Source organism: Microbulbifer guangxiensis (genome assembly GCF_021729075.1).
GTDB classification, from domain to species: Bacteria; Pseudomonadota; Gammaproteobacteria; order Pseudomonadales; family Cellvibrionaceae; genus Microbulbifer; species Microbulbifer guangxiensis.
This window is the reverse complement of sequence record NZ_JAJSAQ010000001.1, coordinates 830,803-857,271: the sequence shown is the minus strand read 5'-3', so window position 1 is coordinate 857,271 and position 26,469 is coordinate 830,803. Positions and strand designations below refer to the sequence as shown.

The window sequence follows — 26,469 nt, the reverse complement described above, 5'->3', positions numbered from 1 at the left end:
CCTTACTGGCGAGTCAGCGAACTAGTCAAATGCCTGTACCAGCGCAAAGCGCGGCTCCAGGGCACCGTCGCGTTCCACGGATCCGGTGAACATCGACAGCGGGCGCGCCCAGACACCGTATTCCCCGTAGAGTGCCCGGTAGACCACCAGCAGCTCGCCGGTCTCGCTGTGCCGGGCGACTTCCATGACTTCGTAGAGCAGGCCCTTGTAGTGGCGGTAGATGCCCCGCGGGCAGGTGCAGGTCGCCGTCATCGCCGGTCCATCGTCACGCCAGGTGGTGGGGGGACAGCTGCATCTGGGTGATACGCTGGCCGTGCAGGGTGACTACGCCGCTGTAGCGCCTTTCACCCGTGGAGGTGAACTCGAATTCGTAATTGCGCTGCAGCCGCAGTTGGCCGCGGTCGTCCCGGCGCAGGCGGGTGCGCACCAGGACGACGGTGTCGTCCAGCAGTTGCACACCCAGCTGCATACAGTGCCTCGCGGCGGCGCGGCGCACCTGTTCCTTGGCAGCCATGCCGTTCCACAGGTACCAGCCAACCAGAGCAAGCAGGAATAGCCAGAAAAGATCGCTCAATGAGTAAAGCATCGACACTCAGTTGTTATCATTCAGGGACGCGAGAATAACACGAAGGAGTTGTGATGCCGGGAACGATTCTGATTACCGGGTGCAACCGCGGCCTTGGCCTCGAGTTGACCCGCCAGTTTGCCGCCGATGGCTGGAAGGTCGTGGCGACCTGCCGCGACCTGGACCGGGCCGAGGAACTCAAGGCGCTGGAGCGGCAGTACCCGAAGCTGCAGGTCTACACGCTGGATGTGACCGATTACCGGCAGATGGCGCAGCTGGCGGAGCGCCTGAAGGACCAGCCTATCGATATCCTGCTCAGCAACGCCGGCTATTACGGCCCCAAGGGAACCCTGTTTGGACGGGTGGACCGGGACGAATGGCGCAAGGTGCTGGAGGCCAACACCATTGCCCCCTATATGCTGGCAGAGACCTTCTGCGCCAATGTCGCCGCCAGTGAGCGCAAGCTGATTGCTGTCATCAGCAGCAAGGTGGGCAGTATTGCCGACAACGCATCGGGCGGGGGGTATATCTACCGGACCTCGAAAACGGCAGTCAATCAGGTGGTGAAAAGCCTGTCGGTCGACCTGGCTGAGCGCGGCATTACGGTCATTGCCCTGCACCCGGGCTGGGTGCAGACGGATATGGGCGGCCCCAATGCGCTGATTTCCCCCGAAGAGAGTGTCAGCGGCCTCAAGCAGGTGCTGCTCACCACGAAGTCAGAAAAGAGTGGCTCCTTCCTGAACTATGACGGCAGCCCGATTCCCTGGTAGCAATGCCTGTCACGGAACAAAGTCGGATATTCAAAGCTAGGTCACTGTAATAATCCCCCTGAACCGGACGACAGAGCAGGTTGAGGTAGCGAAGGCTCACTGACCGGCCGCGTTACCGGATAGCAAATCAGCCGGTACCCGGTTGTGGGGGCTCAGTGGCACGGCACCGGAGGACAAACGGTGGTAGAGGATTCAGGCACCAAATCCGGGGAGGTGGGCCGCAATCTGGCACACGCCGCACAGGGAGAGGCGGCGCACCTGCAGGATCCCGTATACCTGGAAGAGCTGAGGCGACAGTTGCAGCGCTTTGCGGTTCTGCAACTGGGCGATGCGGACCTCGCAGAAGATGCGGTTCAGGAGGCCCTGCTCGGGGCGCTGAAGAGTGCGCGCAGCTTCAATGGCCGCGCGGCGCTCAAGACCTGGGTGTTCGCCATCCTGAAGAACAAAATCGCCGATCTCCTGAGGGCCCGCGGCAGGCAGCCTGACGCGCAGAGCCTGCTGAGCAGCGATGAGGAACACCGGGACCTGGACGAGCTGTTCAATGCCCGCGGCCACTGGCGACGCGATGAGCGCCCTGCGCACTGGGAGGATCCGGAGTCCGCTGTTCACGATCGCCATTTCTGGCGAGTGTTCGAGGCATGCCTCGACCGGTTACCGGGGCAGCAGGCACGGCTGTTCATGATGCGGGAATTCATCGAGCTGGAAACACCGGAAATCTGCGCCGCTGCGGAGATCTCGGTCAGTAACCTCAATGTCACCCTGCACCGGGCGCGCATGCGTCTGCGGGAGTGCCTCGAGAACAACTGGTTTCAGGCCGGTGAGGCCCGGGAGGAATCGTGAAGAACTGTCGAGAAATCACCCGACTCCTGTCAGAAGCCCAGGAGCGAGAGCTGAGCCTGTCCGAGCGCATGGGCTTGCGTATGCATCTGGCCATGTGCCGCGGTTGTCGCAACTTTGCCGAACAGATGGCCACACTGCGAAAAATATGCCGTGCTTACGCCCGTCGGGACGAGGGAAACTCCGGCAGGGAGTGAGCCCCGGGGTGTCACCCTCAACATCGTTCATAGCCCGGTTGTCCCGGCCTCGGGCAAGGTGATGTCACCGCGCACCAGCGCTTCTTTTCTGGCTTTCTGCCATTTCTTGATTCTCGCTTCCACCACCAGTGCCGTGGAGTGGTCCGGCAGTGCGCACTGGAATACCAGTTCCAGTGGGCCGCGCCCGCGCAGGGCCTTGGCCGCCTTCAGGCCACCGCCGCTGTGCTCCCTGAAGCGGCGCTCCACATCGCGGGTGATGCCGGTGTAGAGGGCACCCCGCCCGGTGCGGATCAGATAAACAAACCAGTCGCTCAATCGCCTGTCCTCCGTCGCCACATTGTCCGCAATTCGCCGTGCTTTTGAAAACACCCGGGGCGAATTGACGGAGGTTCTCTAGAACAGCGATTGCTGGTCGCCGGCCCGGGGTGGTAGGGCAAAGCGGCTGCAATCGAGATCGCGGCGGCGCCTGTTGAGGCCCAGCTGTCGGCAGGCAACACGAAAACGCTGTTGCAGCAGCTGGGCGAAAACCCCGCTGCCGGTTTGCCGCTGAGTAAAATCGCTGTCGTAGTCACGGCCGCCGCGGCTCTGGTTCACGAGACTCATCACATGGGTCATGCGCTGGGGATAATGTTCCTGCAGCCACTGGCGAAAGAGCGGCGCTACCTCGTGGGGAAGGCGAAGCAGGATATAGGCCGCTTGGTCGGCGCCCGCATCCCGTGCAGCCGAGAGGATCGCCTCCAGTTCACCGTCATTGATTGCAGGGATCATCGGCGCGGCCATCACCGCCACCGGGATGTCGGCACCGCTCAGTGCCTCGATGATACGCAGCCGTGCCGCGGGGCCGGCGGTGCGCGGCTCCAGCCGGCGCTTGAGTTCGCTATCGAGAGTCGTGACACTGATCGCCACCCGGCACAGGTTTTCCCGGGCCAGTTCTGCCAGTAGTGGCAGATCGTCGAGGATCAGCTGTCCCTTGGTGACGATGGTGACCGGCTGGCGGAAGCGCAGCATCACCTCCAGCAGCTGCCGGGTAATACGGTGCTGGCGTTCCAGCGGCTGATAGGGATCCGTGTTGGAGCCGAGCGCGATGGGGCTGCAGCGGTAGCCCGGTTTGCGCAGCGCCTGTTCCAGTAGTGCCGGTGCATCGGGTTTGAAGAACAGCCGGGTCTCGAAGTCCAGTCCCGGCGAGAGGTCCACGTAGGCGTGGGCCGGGCGGGCATAGCAGTAGATGCAACCGTGCTCACAGCCCCGATAGGGGTTGATGGACTGGTCGAAGGGAATGTCCGGGGAGCGGTTTGTGGCAATGATACTCTTTGCCCGTTCCGGCAGCGCCATGGTCTGCGGCCGTCCCGGCAACGCTTCCTCAAGATCCCAGCCATCATTCTCGAGGGTACTGGTAGAGGAGGCGAAGCGTCCGGCCAGGTTGCTGACCGCACCGCGTCCCCGATGGTACCGGGTGGGGTTGTCCGGATGGTCGTTGGCCAAGGCGTGCAGTCCTGAAATCTGTATGGATGTACAGTTTAGGTTGGGCGGGTCAGCTGGTGCAAGTGCGTGGACGCCACATACAATAGGGATTCGACAGACCAGGGAGCAGCGGAATGGACTTGAAGGCAGTTGCGGCGATACGAGCGTTTGCGATGCAGGTGCTGGAGGTTTTCGCACTGTTGTTCGCCTTCGCACTGGTGGTGCTGGTGCTCTATGTGCTCTACATGTACCTGTCGGACATCAGCCAGTCGAAACACGCCATCCGACGCAATTTTCCGGTGCTGGGCCGTTTCCGCTACAAGTTTGAGCACCTGGGCGAGTTTTTCCGCCAGTATTTCTTTTCCCTCGACCGGGAAGAGCTGCCGTTCAACCGCGCCCAGCGCAGCTGGGTTTACCGCGCGGCCAAGAATGTGGATTCAACCTCCGCTTTCGGCTCCACGCGCCCGCTGAACCAGCCGGGTGACGTACTGTTTCTCAACCATCCCTTTCCCACCCTGACAAAGGACGCGGTGCCACCGCGGGAGGTGACACTGGGAGAGGGCTTTGCGGAGCACCCCTATACCACCAGTGCTATCGTCAATATTTCCGGCATGAGCTTTGGCGCTCTGTCGGTGCCGGCGGTGACAGCCCTGTCTCACGGCGCGGCAAGGGCCGGGATCTGGCTCAACACCGGTGAGGGCGGACTGTCCGATCATCACCTGAGCGGAGGCTGCGACATCGTGTTCCAGATCGGCACCGCCAAATACGGCGTGCGCGACCTGAAGGGGAGCCTCAGCGATGAAAAGCTCCGCAGGGTGGCGGAATTGCGCCAGGTGAAGATGTTCGAGCTGAAGCTTTCCCAGGGCGCCAAACCGGGCAAGGGGGGGATTCTGCCCGGCATCAAGGTGACGAAAGAGATCGCCCGCGTGCGGGGTATTCCGGTGGGGCAGGATTCCATCAGCCCCAACGGTCACCCGGAATTCAGGGACGTCGATGGCCTGCTGGATATGATCCACCGTATTCGCGCGGTCACCGGCAAACCCACCGGATTCAAGTGTGTGATCGGCACCAGTGACTGGCTGCACGAGCTGTGTGAGCGCATCCAGCTGCGGGGCCTCGAATACGCGCCAGACTTCATCACCATCGACAGTGCCGATGGGGGCAGCGGCGCCGCACCCCAGAGCCTGATGGATTACATGGGGCTGCCCATCAACCGCAGCCTGCCACTGGTGGTCGACCTTCTGGCCCAGTACGGGCTGCGGGACCGGATCAGGGTGATTGCGTCCGGCAAGTTGCTGACGCCGTCAATGGTGGCCTGGGCCCTGGCGATGGGTGCGGATTTCGTCAACTGTGGTCGCGGCTTCATGTTTGCCCTGGGCTGCATTCAGGCCATGCAGTGCAACAAGAATACCTGTCCCACCGGCGTGACGACCCATAACCCGGACCTGCAGCAGGGTCTGGATCCGGTGGACAAGGCCGAGCGGGTCAGCAATTACGCCCGCAATCTCGCCTACGAGGTGGGCACCATCGCCCACTCCTGTGGTGTGCGTGAGCCGCGGCAGCTGCGGCGCCATCACGTGGAGGTCATCAACGAGCGCGGGCTGGCCACACCGCTGGCCGAGCTGGTGCCGGAGGTAAAGCCCAAATCGGTGATTGCCTCAGACCGGGGCGCCGAATAATCAGCGGGCCGCGACGGGAATTCGGGGCAGTCGGAGCAAAAGGGAGAAGGCAATGGAATCTGCCAATGGTGTGATCACGCTGGTTGGGCAGGGGCTTTACATGGCACTGGCCGCAGTGGTGGGCCTGGCACTGGCGCGGATCCTGCGTACGGACAACACCCTCGGTTGCCTGATTGCCGGAGTGCTCGCGGGCATGCTGCTGCCGGCCATCAATTTCGATACCGGCCTGCGCGCCCACAACATGCGTGAGCTGGTGTTCTTCGTGATCCTGCCGGTGCTGATATTCGAGGCCGCCTGGCAGATCGAGCCCGCCGTGCTGAAACGCTGGTTGGGTCCGGTGCTGCTGTTCTCTACCCTTGGGGTTCTCATCTCAGCCATCCTGATCGGACTGCTGACTTATTACGGTATCGATCGCCCGCAGGACTTTCCCTGGATTGCCGCCTTCCTGACCGGCGTGATTCTCGCCGCAACCGACCCCGTGTCCGTGGTCAACAAGTTGCGTACGGGGGAGTCTGGCGAGGACCTGATTACCCTGGTGGAAGGGGAGAGCCTGTTCAACGACGCCGCTGCCATCGTCCTCTACAGCCTTACCCTCGGCGTTGCGCTGCATACGGTGATGGAAGGCGGCGCAAGCACCGGTGATGCGCTTGAGGGATATGGCGCCGTGACGGTGTATTTCCTCGCCACTTTCTTTGGCGGGCTGGCAGTGGGGCTGGTCTGTGGCCTGCTGACGGCAATTGTGGTGTTGTTCCTGCGCTCCGCCGGCGCTGCTCTGGTGGTACTGCTATTGGCAGCCTTTGGCAGTTTTTACCTGGCGGAGCGTATGGTGCATGTCTCCGGCATTCTGGCGGTGATGACCTGCGGCATCGTGGCGCGAGCCTGCCTGCGGGAGCAGCGCGACACTTTCCTGGCCCATGCGGCGCCGACCTGGGAGTGGCTCAGCCTGATGTTCAGTGCCCTTATTTTTGTCATCATGGGACTGGTTATTACGTGGGAGATGTTCAGCGAGCGCTGGCTGGCGATGATCATTGCCGTCGCCGCCGCGGTCGGTGCCCGTGCGCTGACCATTTTCATGTTGGCACCGGCCGCGCGTTTTATCGGCCCGCCGATTCCCAAGGAGTGGCGCCTGGTGATGGGGTGGGGTGGACTGCGCGGAGTCGTGGCGGTTGCGCTGGTGCTGTCCCTGCCGGAGGAGTTGCCCTACTGGTGGACCATTCAATCCATGGTATTCGGGGTGGTGCTGTTCTCCCTGCTGGTGCAGGGCACCACCTGTCGCTGGCTGCTGAATAAACCTGCGGTCGGCGCGACCAGTAGCGAGTCGTCGAAAGATACCTAGAGACCGAGGGTAATCACCAGCTCGTCGCCCTGAACCTCTACCTTTCGCAGCACCATGCGTGCTGCCCGCTGGCGGATATCGCCGGGTTTCAATTCGTACAGGGGCTGAAGGGAGAAATATTCTTCGAGCGCTCTCTGAATGAGTGTGCGTACCCGCTCAAGGGTCGGCTCTTCCAGGTTTCCAAGTTCCAGCCGTTCGATCCGGGGCTCATTGAGGTAGAAGGTTCCACTGCCCGCTTCATATCGGACCAGCCCAGTCATATCCACGGTGCCTTGAATCTGCCGCGTTTTGTTCGGCGTGCGGAGTTCCACCTGGATATCCATGCCGGCGCCGATGCGTCCGGTCTCTTCCTGTAGCTGGACACGGGGATTTTCCAGCGTCACATCGAAAATCTTCAGATAGGTTTTTGTCAGCGGCAGGCGCTGTTCAAATCGTTGCTGAAGCCGTGCTTCGGGAATACGGATCTGGTGTTCGCGATTGGCGTAAAACAGATAGCCGACCGCTGCCAGTAGCAGCAGGGCGATACACAGGGTGACAAGACCGGTTTTCATATTGCGTCTTTCCATCCCGGCTTGCGGCTGACTTTGCCCGGCGTGCGTGAGGGGGTAGGGCAGTCTGCTACAGAAAAATGCAGCGCCATCGGCTTCAGATTGTGCGCCAGGTCAATCAAACCGCCGCCATCTACGACCTTGGTCGGATACTGCCCCGAGCCCATCCATGCCATTTCTGTCGGGTGGGAGGGCATTCGCTCCATAAGAGCCGGGTTGCCAACCCCGCGCAGAGGGACAGGACGCTGCCAGCGGTAGGGTTGCGCCACATAAAAATAATGAGAGAAAACAGAGGAAAACACCATGTCATACCGCTCACTGACGGTGCGCGCCGTCGGCATTATTGGCTTTCTGGGTTCATGGTTGCTGGCAACAGCCGGTTATGCTGCCTGCACAGACAATATCGTACTCGTGCACGGAAACTCCGGCTCGCCTTCCGACTGGGACAATACGGTGCAGGAACTGAAAAGCCAGGGTTTTTCCACTGGCCAGATCTACCTGCCGAACTGGGGTTCCAAAAGCTGTGCGGCCTGTAACGATCACAACGGCTCGGAGGAAACACCGGTGCGCAATGCGATCCAGAGCGCCATCGCTGCTTCCTGCACCGGCAAGATCGATGTCATCGGCCATTCCATGGGGGTGACACTGGCGGCGCAGCAGATCGTGAAAGCGGGTGTGAAGGACAAGGTCGATGCCTTCGTCGGGATTGCCGGTGCCTACCGCGGCCTCTGGAGCTGTGGTACCTATCCCTTCAATGTCTACAACAGCACCTGCGGCTACTACGGCCTCTCGGTATCCAGTCCCTTCCTCGACTGGCTGTACGGCAAGACCATCGCCAGTCGTGTCTATTCGATCAAGAGCTGGTCTGACCAGATCGTCTGTACCACCGGGGTGTGCACCGTAGGCGGGGTGCACTCGAGCCAGATTGCCGGGGAGCGTGCAAGTTACACCTACCCCTATGGCCACTTCGGACTGCAGTCGTACACCTATGATCGCCAGGTGTCCCTGATCCAGTGAGGGTTAAGCGCGCCGGGCTCATCGGCCCGGCGCCAGCACGGATCTGTCGGGAGCCGGCACACTCCGGCTTATCTCATCCCCGCTGGCCTCACGCTCGCCCTTGGTGCACTGCTGAATGGTGCCGGCAAGGGCCAGCAGGAGCACAGCGATCAACAGCGGGATGATGATGCGTTTCACTGCGGCTCTCCGCTTCTGAACTTCCCTAGCGCACCACGCCACAGGCGACCCGCGAGCCGCCGCCGCCCAGGGGTTTCGGTTGATCCGAGTAATTGTCGCCGCCGGCGTGAATCATCAGTGCACGACCCTTGAGGTCGGAGAGTTTCAGTCGCGGTGCCAGGACGGGGCTGGTGGCTTTACCGTCCATATCGACATAGAGCGCCGGCAGGTCACCCAGATGCCCGGTGCCCCATGGAAAACTGTGGCGGTTGGTCTTCTTGGGATCATAGTGTCCGCCGGCGGACAGGGCCGGCACCATCTTCCCTTCTTTCTCTGCGGGTTCACAGCTGGGATTCTGGTGCACATGGAAGCCGTGCAGGGTGCCCTCGGCGGGTAGGCCCTCAAGCATCGGAGTAAATATTACGCCGTACTTGGACTGGGTCGCGATCACCTTGCCCAGGGATTTGCCCACACCATCGGCGCTGACGGAGTGCATCTCGATGACAATGTCGGCCCGGGCCAGGGACGCGAGGCTCAGCGCTGCAGCGCCCAGCAGATAACGACAACTCAGTTTCATGGTGTGCTCCTCCGTGACGCCGGCCGATGCGGTTCACCGCATTGGGGTTGGCGCGTAAATTCGTGCTTGGGACCTGTTACCTGAGTCTAGAAGCAGTTGGGCCTGTTTGCCCAATTCCGCAGGATCCGGCGAATGCCGTTTCAATATCGGGGGAGGGGATGGGACAACCGCGCCGGGCCCACCTGCAGGTGAACCCGGCGCGAAGGACTTACAGCCAGTTGAGGATGACCTTGCCGGATTCACCGGAGGCCATGGTGTCGAAGCCTTTCTGGAAGTCATCGATGCTGAACTGGTGGGTGATGATGGGTTCCAGGTTGAGACCGGACTGGATCAGGCTCGCCATCTTGTACCAGGTCTCGAACATCTCGCGACCGTAGATCCCTTTTATAATCAGCCCCTTGAAGATCACCTGGCTCCAGTCGATGGCCATCTCGCCGGCGGGAATGCCCAGCATGGCGATCTTGCCACCGTGATTCATGGCCGACAGCATGTCGCGGAAGGCTACCGGCACGCCGGACATCTCCAGGCCCACATCGAAACCCTCACTCATGCCCAGCTCATTCATCACGTCGGTGAGCTTTTCGCGGCTGACATTCACTGCCCGGGTGGCACCCATTTTCTGGGCCAGCTCGAGGCGATAGTCGTTGATATCCGTGATGACCACGTGGCGGGCACCCACATGGCGGGCCACGGCAGCGGCCATGATACCGATGGGGCCAGCGCCGGTGATCAATACATCCTCGCCAACCAGGTCGAAGGACAGGGCCGTGTGCACGGCGTTGCCGAACGGGTCGAAGATCGAGGCCAGCTCATCCGGAATGTTTTCCGGTATCTTGAACGCGTTTAGGGCCGGGATGACCAGGTATTCGGCAAAGGCTCCCTGGCGATCCACACCGACGCCGTAGGTATTGCGGCACAGGTGGCGCCGGCCGGCGCGGCAGTTGCGGCAGTGGCCGCAGGTGATGTGGCCCTCACCGGAAACCCGGTCGCCGATTTCGAAGCCGGCCACTTCCTGGCCCATGCCCACTACTTCACCCACGTACTCGTGTCCGACCACCATGGGCACCGGAATGGTCTTCTGCGACCACTCGTCCCAGTGATAGATATGCATGTCGGTGCCGCAGATCGCGGTCTTGCGGATCTTGATCAGCAGGTCGTTGTGGCCCGGTTCCGGGACCTCCACGTCAGTGAGCCATATGCCCGGCTCCGACTTCAGTTTTGACAGTGCTTTCATGCGTAATCCCGTTTCTGGCGGTGATGGACCGGCCAGCACAAGGCCCGGGGTCCGCTCGTGACGGAACCCGGGCCGCGGTGAATGAATGGGTTAAATGATATTGAGCTCTTTGCCAACTTCCACGAAGGCATCGATGCAGCGGTCCAGCTGCTCGCGGGTGTGCGCGGCGGACATCTGCGTGCGGATGCGGGCCTGGCCCTTGGGCACCACCGGGTAGAAGAAGCCCACGACATAGATACCGCGTTCCAGCATCTTGTCGGCCATCTTCTGGGCGAGGGCGGCATCGCCCACCATCACCGGAATAATCGGATGATCGGCCCCCGCCAGGGTGAAGCCGGCCTCGGTCATGCGGTGGCGGAAGTAGGCGGAGTTTTCCTGCAGCTTCTCCCGCAGTTCGCCGCCCTCCATCAGCATGTCCAGCACCTTCAGGGAGGCGGTGACGATGGCCGGGGCCACGGAGTTGGAGAACAGGTAGGGGCGCGAGCGCTGGCGCAGCATGTCGATGATTTCTTTGCGACCGGAGGTGTAGCCGCCGGAGGCGCCGCCGAGGGCCTTGCCCAGAGTGCCGGTAATGATGTCGACGCGGTCGATCACGTCACAATGTTCATGGGTACCGCGGCCGTGCTCGCCGAGGAAGCCCACCGCGTGGGAGTCGTCCACCATGACAAGGGCGTCGTACTTGTCGGCCAGGTCACACAATGTCTTCAGGTCTGCGATCACACCGTCCATGGAGAAGACACCGTCGGTGGCGATCAGTTTGGTGCGCGCACCCGCGGCATCTGCTTCCCTCAGTTTGGCTTCCAGGTCCGCCATATCGTTGTTGGCGTAGCGGAAGCGCTTGGCCTTGCACAGGCGCACACCGTCGATGATGGAGGCGTGGTTCAGTGCATCGGAAATGATCGCATCCTCGGGGCCGAGCAGGGTCTCGAACAGGCCGCCGTTGGCATCAAAGCACGAGGTGTAGAGGATGGTGTCCTCGGTACGCAGGAATTCGGACAGGCGGGATTCCAGTGCTTTGTGGATGTCCTGGGTGCCGCAGATAAAGCGCACCGATGCCATGCCGAAGCCATACTGGTCCAGGCCCTCTTTCGCCGCTTCGATCAGGTCCGGGTGGTTGGCGAGGCCCAGGTAGTTGTTGGCGCAGAAGTTCAGCACCGGCAGTTCGTTGTTGACCTGGATTTCGGCTGCCTGCTGCGAGGTAATGATGCGCTCGCGCTTGTACAGGCCATCGGCCTCGATCTGCTTCAGCTCCTCGCGCAGATGCTGGAAGAATTGCTCAGACTTGGACATGGTGTTCTTGTTGGCTCCTCAGAGTTGCGCTTGTGGCGCCCGGCAGTGTATCCACAATTTGCCCGGACACACTGGCGAATACACAAGGTTAGCGTTCATCCCGCCATCTCACAGGCCTTGTGGGCCGTGACCGGTCTGTCACTGGTGCGGCAGGTGGTGGCGAATTCTAACGCTTCTTCCGCGGTGTCGAACAGCAGCTGCCACAGCAGTTGGCGGTCACCCTGTCGCACGGCGCGGACGGCGGTGCGGCTGCGCTGGTTGGCGATCTGTATTTCGACGAATACTGTGCTGGAATTCGGTGATTCGGACATGGTCCCTCCAAGGTAAAAGCTTTGGAGGGCTGACGTGGAAGCTGCGAAGCGCGGTTCGCGATTCCGGTTGGATTACCCGAGATTTTCTTGTGGAAAATCGAGTCCCATCCTCTCTCCCCGCGTTCGGCGGTGAGAGAGCAACCACCTTGCCCCGGTTGGCAGGTTGGCGTTGGCGTCAGCCACTCTCTTGATGTCGGGAGGAAAGATAGCGGGGCGGGAATGGACAGTCAACACGGCTGCCCCCGGGCGGGGGCAGCGCAGAGGTTTATGCCGGCATCTGCACGGATTTCAGTTCGATAAACTCATCGAGGCCGGCCTCGCCGAACTCGCGCCCGTTGCCGGAACGCTTGTAGCCGCCGAAGGGCGCATCGTAGTTGAACTCACCGCCGTTGACGAAGCACAGACCCGCCTCCAGGCGACGCACCACCGGCAGCGCGCTCTCGGCATCCCTGGCCCAGACCCCGCTGGAGAGACCGTACTCGCTGTCGTTGGCGATGGCGATGGCCTCGTCCAGGTCCTTGTAGGGGATCAGGCAGGTGACCGGGCCGAAGATCTCCTCGCGGGCGATGGCCATATCGTTGCTGACGTCGGCAAAGACCGTGGGCTTGACGTAGAAGCCCTTCTCCAGGCCCTCGGGCGCCTCGGCACCGCCGGTCACCAGGCGTGCGCCCTCACTGATGCCCTTGTCGATGTAGCTGCGCACGATATCGCGCTGGCGAGCGGAAGACAGCGGCCCCATAAAGGCATCGCCACCCTGGCCGAGCTGCACTTCCTCGGCCACGCGCTTGGCAATCTCCACGGCTTCTTCGTAGCGCTCTGCCGGTACCAGCATGCGGGTCAGAGCCGTACAGGTCTGCCCGGTATTGATGAACACATCTTCACAGCCCCAGCGCACCGCGGCTTCGAGATCCGCATCCGGGGTGATGATGAACGGCGACTTGCCGCCCAGTTCCTGGCACACGCGCTTCACCGTCGGTGCCGCTGCGCGGGCGACTTCCACGCCGGCACGGGTGGAGCCGGTGAAGGACACCATGTCGATATCCGGATGGGCGGACAGGGCCGCGCCGACGATCGGGCCGGCGCCGGGAAGCAGGTTGAAGACACCGGCGGGCAGGCCCACAGAGTCGATGATTTCCGCCATCACATAGTCCTGCAGCGGCGTCATCTCCGAAGGCTTGGCAATCATGGTGCAGCCGGCGGCGATGGCGGGAGCCACCTTGCCGACGAACTGGTGCAGGGGGTAGTTCCATGGGGTGATGAATCCACATACACCTACCGGCTCGCGCATGATCAGGGAGTGGCCGGCTTTCTCGGTCTCTTCCATCAGGTGCGCGCGCTTGGCATAAAAGCGGGTCGCGTAAATGGGGCCATCCACGTGCAGCCATTCGGTGATGTGCGCCGGGCAGCCCAGGGCGACTGAAACTGCCTGGATCAGTTCTTCCTTGCGGGCCTCCATGCCATCGGCAATGGCGTTCAGGAAGGCGGCGCGTTCATCAGCGGTGGTATTGCGCCAGGTCTTGAAGGCCTCGCGCGCAGCATTTACGGCCAGATCGACGTCCTCGGCCGTGCCCTGGACGACATCACAGATTTTCTCCTCGGTGGCCGGGCAGATGACGGCATGCAGGTCGCCGCCGCGGGATTCCTGCCACTGGCCATTGATATACAGCTTGTCGGTATGCAGTTTGCTCAAATCAGTCATAACACCATTCCGTCTGCGGCCCCTCAGGGCGCGGTGATTTCGATAAAGGTCGGTGTGTTGCGGCACAGCGCCTCAGCAATTGCCGGGCCCAGTTGTTCCGGGCGATCGATCCGGCACCCCTCGGCGCCGAAGGACTTGGCCAGTGCCACAAAGTCCGGGGTGCGCAGGTTGACGCCTTCCTGGGGCACCTGGGCATCATCCATGAAGTCGCGGATTTCGCCATAGCCAGCGTTGTTCCACACCAGGATCGGCAGCGGCAGTTCCTGTTCCACCGCCACGGCCAGCTCGCCGAGAGTAAACATCAGACCGCCGTCGCCGATCAATGCCACCACATCCCGTTCGGTGGAAAGGCGGGCGCCGATCGCCGCCGGCAGGGCAAAGCCGAGCGTGCCGTAACCGGTGGTGCAGGTCACATGGCTGCGAGCCCGGTACAGCGGCAGGGCATGATTGGTGTTGTAGGCCAACTGGGTGGAGTCGGTAACCAGCACGCCATCCTCGGGCAGGGCGGCACGCAGGGCCTGCACCCAGGGGAAGCGTTCCTCGGAACCCGGCCACCACTCCTTGCGGCACGCTTGCAGGATCTCTGCCAGCTCGTCGGCGGCCTGGTCCCGGCGCTCGGCGTTACCCTCGGGCAGGGCGCGGTTCAGCTGGGCCAGGGTCTCGGCCGCATCCGCACAGATGGCCAGGTCCGGGCTGGCGTTGCAGACCAGCTGGCCGGCATCGATGTCGACGCGGATCAGCTTGCCCTTGAAGTTGTAGTTCTCACGCACCAGATTGCGGTCCGTTTCCGCCAGCTCTGTTGCTACGGCGAGAACCACATCGGCGTTCTCAATCCGGTTACGCACGGCATCGAAGCTCAGGTTGGCGCCGCCGCAGAGCGGATGGCGCTCGTCGACGATGCCCTTGGCAGCGAGAGACTCGAACACCGGTGCCGCCAGCTTGTCTGCCAGTGCGGTGGCATCGACGGCACAGGCCTGAGCGCCGCCACCCAGCAGGATTACCGGGCGCTCCGCCTTCTGCAGCCATTCGGCAGCAGTAGTGACGGCAGCGTCGCTGGCTGCGGGCCTCGCTGCTGTGGGGGCCGCGCGGTAATCATCCATCGAGCCGGGCATGGGGGCGGGGAACAGGTCGATGGGGATTTCGATGTGTACCGGCCCCGGGCGCCCGGAATTGAGCAGCTGGAATGCGCGGTGCATGACTTCCGGCAGCTGCTCCGCCTGGGTCACGCTGTGTTGCCAGACGCAATAACCGCGGCTCACGTCACTCTGGCGCGGAAGTTCATGCAGGCGTCCGCGGCCCATGCCCAGGTCCTCGCGGCGGTTGACCGCGGAGATCACCAGCATGGGGATGGAGTCGGAATAGGCCTGGGCCATGGCGGTGGCGGCATTGGTCAGCCCCGGACCGGTGATCAGGAAGCAGACACCGATCTTGCCACTGGCGCGGGCGTAACCGTCGGCCATGAAGGCGGCACCCTGCTCGTGCCGGGGGGTTACGTGCTGCAGGCCACTGCCCGGCAGGCCCCGATACAATTCGATGGTGTGGACACCGGGGATGCCGAAAACTTTTTCAACTTGGTATTCGCGCAGCAGGCGCATCAATACCTGGGCACAAGTGGGTGCGGAGGACATAACTGCTCTTATTCCCTGTCTGTTGTTTGTTCGAATGAGGGCCGAGCCTAGCCGCACCGCAGGAAGCACGCAAGCGCCCGCAGACTCTGCACCTGGGGCGCGTGATTCACTGGAAAATACGGATTTACCCCGGCGACGGACAGAAAACTCTGTGCCAAAGGGCGTCTGGGAAAATACCGTGGAGGCAGTACACTTACGGCACAGCCAGAGAGGACGGAGTATTATGGAAATCGATCAGTGGCGCCGGGAGTATCTGCGCGGCGGTCTCAACCGGAAGGACCTGCAGGACGATCCGATACTGCAGTTTGAGCAGTGGTTGCAGGAGGTGGTGGAAACGGACCTGTCCGATCCCAGCTGTATGAGCCTGGCCAGCGTCGACAGTGACGGGCAACCCTCACAGCGCATCGTTCTCCTCAAGGGTTACGACGCGCGTGGTTTCGCTTTCTATACCAATCTGGCCAGCCACAAGGCGAGGGATATCGAGCAGAACCCCCGCGTATCGCTGTTGTTCCCCTGGCAGTCTGTGGAGCGTCAGGTCATCGTTTATGGACGTGCTGAGCGCCTGACCCGCGAAGAGGCCGAGACCTATTTCCACACCCGTCCGCGAGAGAGCCAGCTCGCAGCCTGGGCTTCTCACCAGAGTGCGACAATCGAATCCCGGACGCAGCTCGAGCAGGACTTCGAGGCGATGAAAAGTCGCTTTGGCGACGGAGAGATCCCGCTACCGGAATTCTGGGGCGGTTACCGGGTGGTACATCACGCAGTGGAGTTCTGGCAGGGCCGGGCCAGTCGTCTGCATGACCGTTTTATCTACCGCCGCCAGGACGACGACAGCTGGCAGGTAGAGCGCCTGTCGCCGTGAGTGGCGTCAATGCCCGCGCGCTCGGACACGACTGGGCGCAGCGGGGCTTTTCCTGTGATTTGTGGACAGACCCTCCCGGGCAGTGCTGGGAGGGATTCGTGCACGACGTCGATGAGTTGCTGGTACCGGCGGAAGGCGTGCTGGAAATCGAAATTGACGGTGACATCATGCGGCCGGAGATCGGGCAGGAACTGTTGATTCCCGCCGGCGCCGTGCACTCGGTGCGCAATCTTGGCGGCACCACGGCGCGCTGGTATTACGGCTATCGGAAACCCTGAGCCTGTGCCCGCCAACCGCAGGGCATCACCAATCCCCCCGCTGTAGCTGCCTTCCCGTTGCCCCTGTTCTCACAATGCCCGTTTTCGCATCATTTTTCTGCGGTATCTCAGTTCTCGATGACCGAGGGAGATGCACCATAAGCGGGCGCGCCGGCAAGTAAGTCAGTCATGTCAGGATGACAATCCGAAAAGCCTCGTCTGCCGTAGAAGAAAGTGCATGAATCGAGTGGTTTTCCCGACGAATTATCTTCCTCTGGTCACGACAGGGGGGTAATCTTGAGTGCGTCGGCTTTCAGTCGATGATGTTCAGCGCGGTCACTGGTCGGAGCTCCAATAACAACAATAAACGGGGCAAAGCAGTACCGATCGCGGTGAGTCCGTTGCTGCCAATAAAAATTTCAGTTGGCAATGGAGAGAGAACTATGGGACGTCAATTCAACAGTGGCAGTGTATCTGTCATGTTGTCCACCTGCTCGGTGGCCGCACTCTGGCTGGCCAGCGGCATCGGTGCAGCCCACGCGGCCGAAGGTGCAGTGGGCACCATCATGGAGGAGGTGCAGGTAACCGCCCGCAAGCGCGCCGAGGCAGAGCGGCTGCAGGAAGTTCCGGTAGCCGCCACGGCATTTTCCGGTGAGCAGCTGGAGGCACTGCAGACCAAGGACCTGCAGAGCCTGTCCTTCAAAATGCCGAATGTGCAGCTCGACGATATCGGCACGGTGAAAAATACCGCCAACTTTACCGTCCGCGGCCTCGGGGTTAACAGCTCCATTCCCTCCATCGACCCGACGGTGGGTGTGTTCGTGGATGGCATGTACATGGGCATCAACGCTGGTGTTGTGACGGATCTCTTCGACCTCGAGGGTATCGAGATCCTGCGCGGGCCGCAGGGTCTGCTGTTTGGTCGCAACGTCACCGGTGGTGCAGTGGTCATCCGCACCGCGCGCCCCACGGAGGAATTTTCCAGCAAGTTCAAAGTTTCGACCACTGATAATCTGGATTCCATCGCCGCGGCCAGTATCAACGGTGCCATTTCCGAGACCGTCAATGGCCGCCTGACGGCCTACTACAACAATGACCAGGGCTGGTTCGAAAACGTTTTCACTGGCGACGACGATCTCGGAGCTTCCGATACCTGGTTTGTCCGGCCGAGCTTCAGTGTCGCCTTGAGTGAGTCGGCCGAATTGCTGGTGCGCATGGAGCACGGCCGCATGGATTCCGATGGCGTCGTGGCACAGAACCGCGGGCAGCCAATCTTTGCTCCGGACGGTTCTCTGGTGGCGCCAGGGGCACAGCAGATTGCCGGTCTGTTCGGCGTGACCGACTGGGACAACAGCGATGACTCCTTTGAAGTGGCGCAGAACGAGCGCGGCTTCCAGGAGGACGAGTGGTCCCAGGTGATTACCGAGTTCAATCAGGATGTGGCCTTCGGTAACGGTACCATCACCAATATTCTCGCCTGGCGCTCGTACGATGCCGTCGGTCTCGGTGACATCGACTCCCTGCCGATCACTGCCTTCCATGCCAACACGCGGGTGGAACAGAGCCAGCTTTCCAACGAGCTGCGCTACGCCGGCCGCTTCGGTCCTACCGCATTGACGACCGGGGTCTACTGGTTCGATCAGGACCTCACTTATCTGGAAAACCGTATCCTGCCGCTTTCCGCGCCGGGTGGTCTCGACTGGACTGGCGGCGGCAACCAGGATCACCAGGCGATGGGAGTGTTTGCTCAGGCGGATATCGACCTGAATGAATCCTGGGTGCTGACCCTCGGTGGGCGCTACTCCACCGAGGACAAAGATGCCCAGATCGCCACGATCCCCGTGGACCTGTGTACCCTCGACGGCTGCGCTGCGTACGATTTCGACGACAGCGAGTCCTGGAATGCGTTTACCCCGAAGGTCGGGCTGCAATGGAACCTGGCAGACAATGCCCAGTTGTACTCGTTCTGGACCAAGGGCTTCCGCAGCGGTGGTTACAACATGCGCAATACGGGGCCGGGCGAACTGCCGGGCCCGACCGACCAGGAAGAACAGACCAGCTTCGAAATCGGCGGCAAGGCGGAGTGGTTGGATGGTCGCCTCCGGACCAACTTCGCGCTGTTCCATAACACCATCGAGGATATGCAGCGGGAGGAGAACCTGAGTAATCCCTTCGTGGGTGTTGTGCAGATCATCCGCAACACCGCCGACGCCACCATCCGCGGTGCGGAATTCGAGGCGATGGCGGTTGCCAGCGACAACCTGCTGTTCACCCTGAACGCCGGCTACGTGGACGGTGACTACGACAAGGTGCTCGGTGACATCAGTGGCGACGGTGTTGTCAACCAGGTGGATCTTGGCCTGGATATTCCGCGCCTGGCGCCCTGGACTTACGGCGTCGGACTTGTACATGACCTGTCGCTGGGTTCCGTGGGTACCCTGACGTCGCGCCTGAACTTCAATCACCGGGATGCGGCTCCGTATACTGACAATAATCGTGGCATGCTGTCCGAGGCCGACATGCTCGACTTCAGCATCGGTTTTGCTCCGGAAACCGGCGACTATCAGCTGGCGTTCTTCGGCCGCAACATGCTCGACGAGGTGACGGAGGGCAACAATACCCAGCTGCCCGCCAATCTCGGCGGTCTCGGTGCGAGCTTCACTCCGCTGAACAAGGGCCGGGTAATGGGCATCGAGTTGACCTACGACCTTTAACCCCGCCTAAAATGAAAGCCCGGCATCGCCGGGCTTTTTTTGTTTCTACTGATAGCAGCCTTGTCTTCACCCAATCTGGAGGTTCCATGCGCTATATCGAGTTGCCGGAGTACGGTGAGCCGGAAGTGATGTGTGTCGCTGAGATGGCAGTGCCACGGCCTGGCAAAGGGGAGGTACTGATCCGAGTCGCCGCAGCGGGTGTCAACCGGCCCGACATTGTCCAGCGGCAGGGACTCTATCCGCCGCCCCCGGGTGCTTCCCCGGTTCTGGGGCTGGAAGTCGCCGGTGAGATCACTGCACTGGGGGAGGGGGTTCAGCGCTGGCAAGTCGGCGATCTGGTTTGCGCCCTGACCAATGGCGGTGGCTACGCGGAGTACGTGACCGTGCCTGCGACACAATGTCTGCCGGTGCCCAAAGACCTGAGTCTGGCCGAAGCCGCCGCACTACCCGAAACGCTGTTCACTGTCTGGAGCAATGTATTCGATCGGGCACAGCTGAAATCCGGTGAGACATTCCTGGTCCACGGTGGCTCTTCCGGAATCGGCACCACCGCCATCCAACTGGCCAGTGCTTTCGGCGCGCGGGTTTTTGCGACCGCTGGCTCTGACGAAAAATGTGCAGCCTGTGAGAGCCTGGGGGCAGAGAAAGCCGTCAATTACCGCAAGCAGGACTATGTCGAGGTGGTGCGCGAGGCTACCGGCGGTCACGGTGCTGACGTCATTCTGGATATGGTCGGCGGGGACTACGTAGAACGCAACATTCAGCTGGCCGCCAGGGACGGCCGTATCGTGAATATCGCGTTCCTGCAGGGCGCGAAAGTCCAGTTGAACATGCTGCCCGTCATGGTGAAGCGCCTGAGCCTGACCGGTTCAACGCTGCGGCCGCAGCCGGCAGCGGTGAAAGCGGAGATTGCCCGGGCCCTTGAAGAGAAAGTCTGGCCGCTGATTGAAGCGGGCAGGGTGCGGCCTCAGATTGCGGCGACCTTTTCTCTCGAGGAGGTGCAGGCAGCCCACAGGCTGATGGAGTCCAGCAGTCATATCGGCAAGATTGTCCTGACACTGTAAACCGGCTGGCTGTTGTGCGGCTGGCAGGTTCCGTTGTCATGGCGATCTCACCTTCAGCGACATCGGTATAGGCCACATAGAGCCGGCTGATTTTGCGCACATAGGCGACAGGCTCTGCGCCGCGGGCATAGCCATAGCGGGCCTTCTCAAAGTAGCGCGGCTCGGACAGCTTCAGCATGGCCACCTCAACATTGTCGAACCACTTGTTCGGATCGAGCCCCAGCTGCTCCGCCAGTCGCTGGGCATCGTAGACATGGCCGAGCCCGGCATTGTAGGAAGCGAGGGTAAACCACAGTTTTTCACTGAGGGGGAGCGGATCCTTGAACCGGTTGCGAATCCATTCCATGTACTTCACGCCGGCTTCGATATTGCGGTCGGGTTCGAACAGGGGCGGAGGGTAACCCATGTCCGCGCCGGTGCGCGGCATTACCTGCAGAAGACCCTGGGCACCGACGGGGGAGACCGCTTTGGGGTTGAAGTTACTCTCCTGCCACATCTGCGCAGTGATCAGGCGCCAGTCAAAGTCGCGTTTGAGAGAGGACTTTTTCACCAGCTTGTCGAAGGGGGAGAGGTCTTCTCCCGGTACTACCCGGGCGCTGATACGCTGCACCAGGTGTTTGTCGGGCTTGAAATAAGCTGCCACCAGTCTGTCGAACTCCTCCCCGCGACTGAAGCGACCCATGAATCGATTCACTTGCTTGAGAAGGTCGCCGTTGCCTCGTTTGATCATCCACCCCTGGGGCAGTGGATCACTGACCTGCAGCCCGATCTGCAGTTCCGGCCGCAGTGCAGCCTGGATTTCGGCAATGTAGCCATCCTCAATGGTCGCATCGTACTCGCCAGAAGCGACCTTATTCAGCACCTCGGCAAAGGATTCCTCCGGCGGGGCAATTTTAATTTCCACGTCGAGGCCATTTTCCTGCAGCGTCTGTGCGGTATCGATGAAGGCAGAGTAGGCGCGCAGAACAATGGTTCTGCCCGCCAGGTCAGCGAGCGCTGCGATTTGTGGCTGATTGCGGTTACTGATGATGTTCTGTGGTGTCTCGATGAAGGGTTCACTGAAGTCGACCCCTTTTTTCTTTCGCGCGTCGGTGATGGTGGTAGACGCACCGCCGATATCAGCCTTACCCTGGGCAATCCATTCCGTCAGGTCCTCGTCATGGGGGACAACGATCACCTTCAGCTCCAGTTTGTGTTTGTCTGCGAATGCCTTGGCCATCTGATAGTCAAAGCCGCGCAGGGTACCCCGCCAGAGGAAGTAGCTGGTTGGACCGTTATAGGTAGCGAACCGCAGTACTCCGGATTTCTTGATCGCGTGCCAGTGGGAAGTGCGCTCCGGCAGTGCGGTCACCAGTGTGCGGGTGAGGAAGTTGTTGACCCGGGTCTTCAGTCGTTTGGCGTCGAGGCGCATGGCCCAGGCAATATCCAGGGGCTCACTGACAACCTCTCCAACTTTCAGGTCATCGCGGTATTGCAGGGTATCCTCAGCGATACTCTTGTGCAGCACAGTCACTGCATTGTCGACTTTGGTGACCATGTCGAAAAGCGTATCGCGTTCGTCGTTCAGGTAAACTTCCCGCACCCTGAGGTTGGCTTCAGGATTTTCGGCGACGAGCCGGTGGGCTGTCTCGGCGTAGGTGCTGCCGGCGAGCACGATAAACTCGGTGCCGCGCAGATTCTTCACGTCGCTGATATCAGGGCCATTAAGGCCGGTCACCAGCACGTCTGCGGTTTGTGTGATCGGCTGGCTGAAGGCAACCAGTTTTCGCCGCTCCTCGGTATCGGTCAGGTTCTCGGCGACAATGTCCGCGCGGCCCTCCTGTACCATCTGGATTGCCTGCTCGGGCGTCTGCGCGATGAGCCATCGGGGCTCAAGTTTCAGTCGCTTTGCCAGTCTCTCGGCCAGCTCCCAGTGTGTCTGGGTTACGATTGCCTTTCTCGGCAGGTAGCCTTGATTGTCCCCCGTCAGGCTGACAAAGCGGATGATGCCCCGCTCTTTCAGGGCATTCAGGTCGCCGGTCTCCACGTACGCCGTCTTCTCAACGGGCTCCTCCTGTGCAGGCTTCCCGGAGGCTGTGCCATAAAACTGCTCAGCGGATTCTTCCGCCGCGGTGGTAGCCGCTTCCCCGGGGAGCTCTTGTGGGCCATCACCGCTGGTTGAACTCGCCTCAGAGGGGGGGGCGGTTTCCTGCTGCACTGCTTCGACAGTGTCCCCTGTCTGCACTGGCGCCTGTGGAGAGGCTGTATCGCGGTCGCAGCCTGCCAGCCACAGAATCAGGGTCGCAGTCAGTGCAAATGCGAGAGCGCGGTGCAAAGTGCGTACAGATTCCATTTTGCCAGTCACCATATCTAACTCCGGCAACCTTCACGGGCTTTATCTTAAGGTGAGTGCGCCCCAGCCGGTGGAGCGGGTGGTTCACCACTTATGGTGAGCCCCTTTTGCTGAATGCCCGGGTCTGTGCTGGCGGGTATACCAGCGGACAGGCGGCGGGCTGTGAAGGCTGCAGGCCCCTCGGGCTTGCCCCCGGTGTGACTGATGTCGCCAGACCGGATCTGGGTGTAGGTTCGATACAGATCCCTGATGCGGCGGACGTAGAGTACTGGCTCCTCACCGCGGGCATATCCGTAACGCGCCTGTTCGAAGTAGCGTGGCTCGGACAGTTTCAGCATGGCGACTTCCACATTGTCGAACCACCGGTCCGGGTCCAATCCCAGTTTCGTTGCCAGCACTCTGGCGTCCTGCAAGTGCCCGATACCGGCGTTGTAGGCGGCCAGCGCGAACCACAGCTTTTCATCGGCCGGCAGATCCTCGTCGAGACGCTCTCTTACCCGGTTGAGGTACTTGGTTCCCGCATGTAATGAATCCTCGGGATCGAACAGGGGGGGCTTGAATCCCATCTCCTGGGCGGTTCTCGGCATGACCTGCATTAAACCCTGGGCGCCCACATGCGACTCGGCATTCGGCTCAAAGTTGCTTTCATGCCACATCTGGGCCACCACCAGGCGCCAGTCGAGGTCATGCTCCAGTGCAAACCGCTTTACCAGGTCGTCGTAGGGTGACAATGGTCCCCCTGGTTGAATCCTCGTCTGTGCTTTGGCAAGCAGTCGGGGGTTGGGCCTGAAATAATTCTCCACCATGGCCCGGTTCTCTTTTATCGAGAGAAATGACCGGAGGAACTGATTGGCCCGCTTGAGCAGACTGTCGTTGCCCTGCGCCACCATCCATCCCTGGGGTAGTGGTTCGGTGACTACCGCGCCGGCCACCAGGTTCGGGTGAAGAGCGGATTGCAGGCCGGCCAGGTTGCTGTCCTCGAGCGTTGCGTCGAACTCACCACTGGAAACACCGCTGAGGATGTCACCGAACGATAGATCCTGAGGAGCGACTTCAACCTTGACGTCAATACCTTGCTTGCGCAGTTTTTTGGCTGTGTCGACAAAGGCGGAGTTTGCCTGAACGGTCAGGGTTCGACCGTCCAGATCCCGCAGCCTTTCGATCGGGGCTGAATTCCTGTTACTAACAACTCGCTGAGCGGTAGCGAGTATCGGAGTCGTGAATTTCACTCCCTGTTTGCGGCGGCTTTCCGTCATCGTCGTGACCGCTGCAGCAATATCAGCTTGGCCGGATTCGAGCAATTCGGTCAGATCCATTTTCTCCGGTACGACGATTACCTCCAGCTCCAGTTGATTGTCTTTGGCAAATCGGCTTACCAGTTCATAGTCCAGCCCATAGTGCACGCCTTTCCATAGTAGGTAGCCGGGTCCATTGTGAGTGGCAAGACGCAGAACGCCGGACTTCTTGATGCTGTTCCAGTCGGAGTCCCGCACTGGCGTAGTGGTCACCAGTGTTCTGGTCAGGAAGTTGTTGATGCGTGTTTTCAGCTGTGTTGCATCTTTCCTGACAGCCCAGACCACAGCGACCGGCTCTCCGAGACTGTCACCGATCTTGACGTTGTCGCGAAGACTGGCCAGGGTATCGGCCCAGTTGCGGGGCATCAAAGTGACGATTGGCTCCTCGTCATCCAGTGAGTTCAGCAGCGCCGGCCACAGCTTCCTTGTGGGCATTTCACGCACGGTGATATTCGCAGACGGGTTTTCCCTGGCAAATCGGTTGATCCTCTCCGCTGGCAGGCTGTCAGCGAGGACCGCGATTTCGATATCCTTCAGCGCGTTGATGTTGCTGATGTCCGGCCCGTTTTTGCCGGTGACCAGGACTTCCTCGGTTTGCTGCAGCGGTTCGGTCAGGCCGAGAAGCTCGTCGCGCTCTTCGGTCGCGCCAAAGTTGTCAGCGATGACATCGGCTTTGCCGCTGACAACCATCTCCATAGCCTGCTGGGGAGTGACGGCAACAAGAAAATGTGCTTTGACACCGAGCCGTTCTGCCAGTCGCCGGGCCAGCTGGAGGTTGCTCTGGCTGACTATTTCTGTTCTTGGCAACATGCCCAGCGTGTCTTCTTCGAAGCGCACGAAGCGTATAACGCCACTTTCCTGAATCTCAGCGAGATCTCGCGCGGGGGAGTCATCTCGTGGCAAGCTGCGAGCGGAACCCGCTTCCCCGGTCTCTTTCTCACCACAGGCTATAAGAGCGGCCACAAGCAGTGCCGGGAGCATCGTCAGGAAAAGCTGGTGAGGACGACTGGCTATCCGGCTGGGATTGACAGTACCCATAGGAAACTCCCGTACCTTCACAACCGAACCAGCGGTCCGACGGTAACGGTGTTGAAAATTGCTGGCGGCGCACCGGACTCTGGATGGCGTGGATCAGATGCGGCGGCCTATCAGTAGACACAAAGAGTAGTGTGGCGGGTTTGGCCCTGCGACCCGGTGTCTGGGAGCCGGGCCCGGTGGGTGAGGCTAGTCCACTGTCGCTGACAGTTCGCCATCCGCCAGTTTCGCGTAGATTCGCTGGCCCGGGCGGACGGCATCCGCTCGCTTGATGACCTGCTGCTTTTCGTCACGGACAATGGCATAGCCGCGTTCCAGCACGGCAAGGGGGCTCACGTTGTGCAGCAGCTGAGCGTGGTGCGACAGTCGCTCGCCGCGCCGTTCGAGCTGCAAGCGGATATCCCGTTGCAACCGTTCATTAAGCGATGCCAGCTGCTGTTGGCGGTTGCGTAGCTCCCGCTCCGGATGCACATGGGCAAAGGCGCTGGTGACCAGCTGTAATTGCCGGCGGCGATTCTGCTGGCCCTGCCTCATCGCCCCCTTGAGGCGAAGCTCAAGGTGATCCAAGCGCTGGGCGCGGTTCTGCAGCTGTTCCCGCGGATGGCGGATACGGTTGCCGGTCAGCTGTACCTGCTGGCGCAGGTGTCGTAGCTGCAGTTGCAATCCGCGGTGCAGGCGCTGGCGGATTTCGTTGAAGGTCGCCAGCAATTCGGCCGCATTGGCGCTGGCGATCTCTGCTGCGGCCGATGGTGTCGGTGCGCGCAGGTCCGCCACCAGATCCGCGATGGTGGTATCGGTCTCGTGGCCCACGGCTGAAATGGTGGGAACCGGGCATTCGGCCAGGGCGCGGGCGACGATTTCCTCGTTGAAGGCCCACAGGTCCTCGAGGGAGCCGCCACCGCGGCCAACTATCAGCAGGTCATGGCGTCCGGACCGGCCCGCCTTGCGGATGGCATCGGCGATCTGCTCGGCAGCTCCCTGGCCCTGCACCTGCACCGGCCACAATTCGATGTCGGCAGCAGGATAGCGCCGTCCCAGCACCTGGATCATGTCGCGGACGGCGGCACCGGTGGGGGAGGTGACAATGCCGATATTGGCGGGCAGGTAGGGCAGCGGCTTCTTGCGCGCCGGGTCGAACAGGCCCTCAGCCTGCAGCCTGGCCTTCAAGACTTCCAGCTGGCGCATCAGGGCACCCAGGCCCGCTTCTTCCATGTGCTCAACGATCAGCTGGAACTCGCCGCGGCCCTCATAGAGGCTGACCCGGGCCCGGATCAGCACCTCGCGACCGTTCTCGGGCCGGAAGCGCACACTGCGGTTGCGGCCCCGGAACATGGCGCAGCGCACCTGGGCGCGGGAATCCTTGAGAGTGAAGTACCAGTGTCCGGAGCTGGGCGCTGCGAAGTTGGAGATCTCCCCGCTGATCCACAGCAGCGGCACACTGCTTTCGAGCAGGTGCTTGACCTCCCGGTTGAGGTCGCTGACCGACAGGACACTGCGCTGGGGGCCGGAGCTGGGCGGGGTCGATGGCATTTCTGACTCGCACGGATCAATTGGGTGGGCCAATATTCCATTATCCGCAATTGAGGTAAAGGGCTGTGCCAGTCG

General features: G+C 61.3%; 25 protein-coding genes and 1 pseudogene. 10 read left to right on the top strand and 16 right to left on the bottom strand.

The genetic code is table 11. The features are described from left to right. Nucleotides 1-21: 21 nt before the first annotated feature. Both LVD12_RS03825 and LVD12_RS03820 read right to left on the bottom strand, forming a co-directional pair. Nucleotides 22-252: a DUF1653 domain-containing protein gene (locus LVD12_RS03825; RefSeq protein WP_237065741.1), complete on the bottom strand. Its 231-nt coding sequence runs from the start codon at nucleotides 250-252 to the stop codon at nucleotides 22-24. A 13-nt stretch (nucleotides 253-265) separates the two neighbouring features. Then, nucleotides 266-586, bottom strand: a complete 321-nt coding sequence (locus LVD12_RS03820) for a DUF3301 domain-containing protein (protein WP_237065739.1) — start codon at nucleotides 584-586, stop codon at nucleotides 266-268. Between the two features lie 53 nt (nucleotides 587-639). Between LVD12_RS03820 and LVD12_RS03815 the strand changes: the two genes are divergently transcribed. The 3 genes from LVD12_RS03815 to LVD12_RS03805 all read left to right on the top strand — a co-directional run bounded on the left by LVD12_RS03815 (nucleotide 640) and on the right by LVD12_RS03805 (nucleotide 2,369). Further along, complete coding sequence (locus LVD12_RS03815; protein ID WP_237065737.1) at nucleotides 640-1,335, top strand: SDR family oxidoreductase; 696 nt, start codon at nucleotides 640-642, stop codon at nucleotides 1,333-1,335. A gap of 180 nt (nucleotides 1,336-1,515) precedes the next feature. Next, complete coding sequence (locus LVD12_RS03810; RefSeq protein ID WP_237065735.1) at nucleotides 1,516-2,175, top strand: RNA polymerase factor sigma-70; 660 nt, start codon at nucleotides 1,516-1,518, stop codon at nucleotides 2,173-2,175. Further along, nucleotides 2,172-2,369 carry a zf-HC2 domain-containing protein gene (locus tag LVD12_RS03805; RefSeq protein WP_237065733.1) on the top strand — a complete coding sequence of 66 codons (198 nt, stop codon included), beginning with the start codon at nucleotides 2,172-2,174 and terminating at the stop codon, nucleotides 2,367-2,369. The genes LVD12_RS03810 and LVD12_RS03805 overlap by 4 nt, the downstream gene beginning before the upstream one ends. Before the next feature lie 27 nt (nucleotides 2,370-2,396). On the opposite strand, the gene LVD12_RS03800 is transcribed toward LVD12_RS03805, so the two are convergent. Next, nucleotides 2,397-2,684 (bottom strand): GIY-YIG nuclease family protein, encoded by a 288-nt coding sequence (locus tag LVD12_RS03800; RefSeq protein WP_237065730.1) that lies wholly within the window; start codon nucleotides 2,682-2,684, stop codon nucleotides 2,397-2,399. A gap of 78 nt (nucleotides 2,685-2,762) precedes the next feature. Further along, the gene (locus LVD12_RS03795; protein ID WP_237065728.1) at nucleotides 2,763-3,851 is read right to left on the bottom strand and encodes a PA0069 family radical SAM protein; all 1,089 of its coding nucleotides are present in this window, start codon (nucleotides 3,849-3,851) and stop codon (nucleotides 2,763-2,765) included. 113 nt (nucleotides 3,852-3,964) lie between these two features. Between LVD12_RS03795 and LVD12_RS03790 the strand changes: the two genes are divergently transcribed. Both LVD12_RS03790 and LVD12_RS03785 read left to right on the top strand, forming a co-directional pair. Beyond that, the gene (locus LVD12_RS03790) at nucleotides 3,965-5,509 is read left to right on the top strand and encodes an FMN-binding glutamate synthase family protein (protein WP_237065726.1); all 1,545 of its coding nucleotides are present in this window, start codon (nucleotides 3,965-3,967) and stop codon (nucleotides 5,507-5,509) included. 52 nt (nucleotides 5,510-5,561) lie between these two features. Further along, nucleotides 5,562-6,845: a cation:proton antiporter gene (locus tag LVD12_RS03785; protein ID WP_237065724.1), complete on the top strand. Its 1,284-nt coding sequence runs from the start codon at nucleotides 5,562-5,564 to the stop codon at nucleotides 6,843-6,845. Here the strand turns inward: LVD12_RS03785 and LVD12_RS03780 are convergent. Further along, entirely contained in the window at nucleotides 6,842-7,396 is a 555-nt protein-coding gene (locus LVD12_RS03780; protein WP_237065722.1) for a DUF1439 domain-containing protein, read from the bottom strand. The two genes, LVD12_RS03785 and LVD12_RS03780, sit on opposite strands and share 4 nt — an antisense overlap. Beyond that, a complete protein-coding gene (locus LVD12_RS03775; protein WP_237065720.1) occupies nucleotides 7,393-7,698 on the bottom strand; it encodes a hypothetical protein in 306 nt (101 codons plus the stop codon). Before LVD12_RS03775 ends, LVD12_RS03780 begins: the two co-directional genes overlap by 4 nt. Here LVD12_RS03775 and LVD12_RS03770 point away from each other — a divergent pair. Beyond that, nucleotides 7,697-8,410, top strand: a complete 714-nt coding sequence (locus LVD12_RS03770) for an alpha/beta fold hydrolase (protein ID WP_237065718.1) — start codon at nucleotides 7,697-7,699, stop codon at nucleotides 8,408-8,410. The two genes, LVD12_RS03775 and LVD12_RS03770, sit on opposite strands and share 2 nt — an antisense overlap. 18 nt (nucleotides 8,411-8,428) lie before the next feature. Here LVD12_RS03770 and LVD12_RS03765 read toward each other — a convergent pair whose 3' ends face one another. The 7 genes from LVD12_RS03765 to LVD12_RS03735 all read right to left on the bottom strand — a co-directional run bounded on the left by LVD12_RS03765 (nucleotide 8,429) and on the right by LVD12_RS03735 (nucleotide 15,305). Next, a complete protein-coding gene (locus LVD12_RS03765; protein WP_237065716.1) occupies nucleotides 8,429-8,587 on the bottom strand; it encodes a hypothetical protein in 159 nt (52 codons plus the stop codon). Nucleotides 8,588-8,612: 25 nt separating this feature from the next. Beyond that, on the bottom strand, nucleotides 8,613-9,143 hold the full coding sequence (gene sodC / locus LVD12_RS03760; RefSeq protein ID WP_237065714.1) for a superoxide dismutase [Cu-Zn] SodC: 531 nt from the start codon (nucleotides 9,141-9,143) through the stop codon (nucleotides 8,613-8,615). 208 nt (nucleotides 9,144-9,351) lie between these two features. After that, nucleotides 9,352-10,377, bottom strand: a complete 1,026-nt coding sequence (tdh, locus tag LVD12_RS03755; RefSeq protein ID WP_237065712.1) for an L-threonine 3-dehydrogenase — start codon at nucleotides 10,375-10,377, stop codon at nucleotides 9,352-9,354. A 90-nt stretch (nucleotides 10,378-10,467) separates the two neighbouring features. Then, complete coding sequence (locus LVD12_RS03750) at nucleotides 10,468-11,667, bottom strand: glycine C-acetyltransferase (RefSeq protein ID WP_237065710.1); 1,200 nt, start codon at nucleotides 11,665-11,667, stop codon at nucleotides 10,468-10,470. 95 nt (nucleotides 11,668-11,762) lie between these two features. Then, entirely contained in the window at nucleotides 11,763-11,978 is a 216-nt protein-coding gene (locus LVD12_RS03745) for a hypothetical protein (RefSeq protein WP_237065709.1), read from the bottom strand. Nucleotides 11,979-12,243: 265 nt separating this feature from the next. Continuing rightward, nucleotides 12,244-13,677 (bottom strand): aldehyde dehydrogenase family protein, encoded by a 1,434-nt coding sequence (locus LVD12_RS03740; protein ID WP_237065708.1) that lies wholly within the window; start codon nucleotides 13,675-13,677, stop codon nucleotides 12,244-12,246. 23 nt (nucleotides 13,678-13,700) lie between these two features. Beyond that, nucleotides 13,701-15,305 (bottom strand): 5-guanidino-2-oxopentanoate decarboxylase, encoded by a 1,605-nt coding sequence (locus tag LVD12_RS03735; RefSeq protein ID WP_237065707.1) that lies wholly within the window; start codon nucleotides 15,303-15,305, stop codon nucleotides 13,701-13,703. Between the two features lie 223 nt (nucleotides 15,306-15,528). Here LVD12_RS03735 and pdxH point away from each other — a divergent pair, with 223 nt between their 5' ends. From pdxH to LVD12_RS03715, 4 genes are all read left to right on the top strand, one after another. After that, entirely contained in the window at nucleotides 15,529-16,167 is a 639-nt protein-coding gene (gene pdxH, locus LVD12_RS03730; RefSeq protein WP_237065706.1) for a pyridoxamine 5'-phosphate oxidase, read from the top strand. Continuing rightward, nucleotides 16,164-16,445, top strand: a complete 282-nt coding sequence (locus LVD12_RS03725) for a cupin domain-containing protein (RefSeq protein WP_369413354.1) — start codon at nucleotides 16,164-16,166, stop codon at nucleotides 16,443-16,445. Before pdxH ends, LVD12_RS03725 begins: the two co-directional genes overlap by 4 nt. 422 nt (nucleotides 16,446-16,867) lie before the next feature. Next, complete coding sequence (locus LVD12_RS03720; RefSeq protein ID WP_237065703.1) at nucleotides 16,868-19,138, top strand: TonB-dependent receptor; 2,271 nt, start codon at nucleotides 16,868-16,870, stop codon at nucleotides 19,136-19,138. An 86-nt stretch (nucleotides 19,139-19,224) separates the two neighbouring features. Then, a complete protein-coding gene (locus LVD12_RS03715; protein WP_237065701.1) occupies nucleotides 19,225-20,202 on the top strand; it encodes an NAD(P)H-quinone oxidoreductase in 978 nt (325 codons plus the stop codon). Between the two features lie 238 nt (nucleotides 20,203-20,440). Here LVD12_RS03715 and LVD12_RS03710 read toward each other — a convergent pair. The 3 genes and pseudogenes from LVD12_RS03710 to xseA all read right to left on the bottom strand — a co-directional run. Then, nucleotides 20,441-22,534: pseudogene (locus tag LVD12_RS03710) on the bottom strand (MltF family protein); the annotation flags it as partial. 47 nt (nucleotides 22,535-22,581) lie between these two features. After that, nucleotides 22,582-24,867, bottom strand: coding sequence for a transporter substrate-binding domain-containing protein (locus LVD12_RS03705; protein ID WP_237065699.1), 2,286 nt, complete (start codon nucleotides 24,865-24,867; stop codon nucleotides 22,582-22,584). Between the two features lie 186 nt (nucleotides 24,868-25,053). After that, nucleotides 25,054-26,394, bottom strand: a complete 1,341-nt coding sequence (gene xseA, locus LVD12_RS03700) for an exodeoxyribonuclease VII large subunit (protein ID WP_237065697.1) — start codon at nucleotides 26,392-26,394, stop codon at nucleotides 25,054-25,056. Nucleotides 26,395-26,469: the final 75 nt, after the last annotated feature.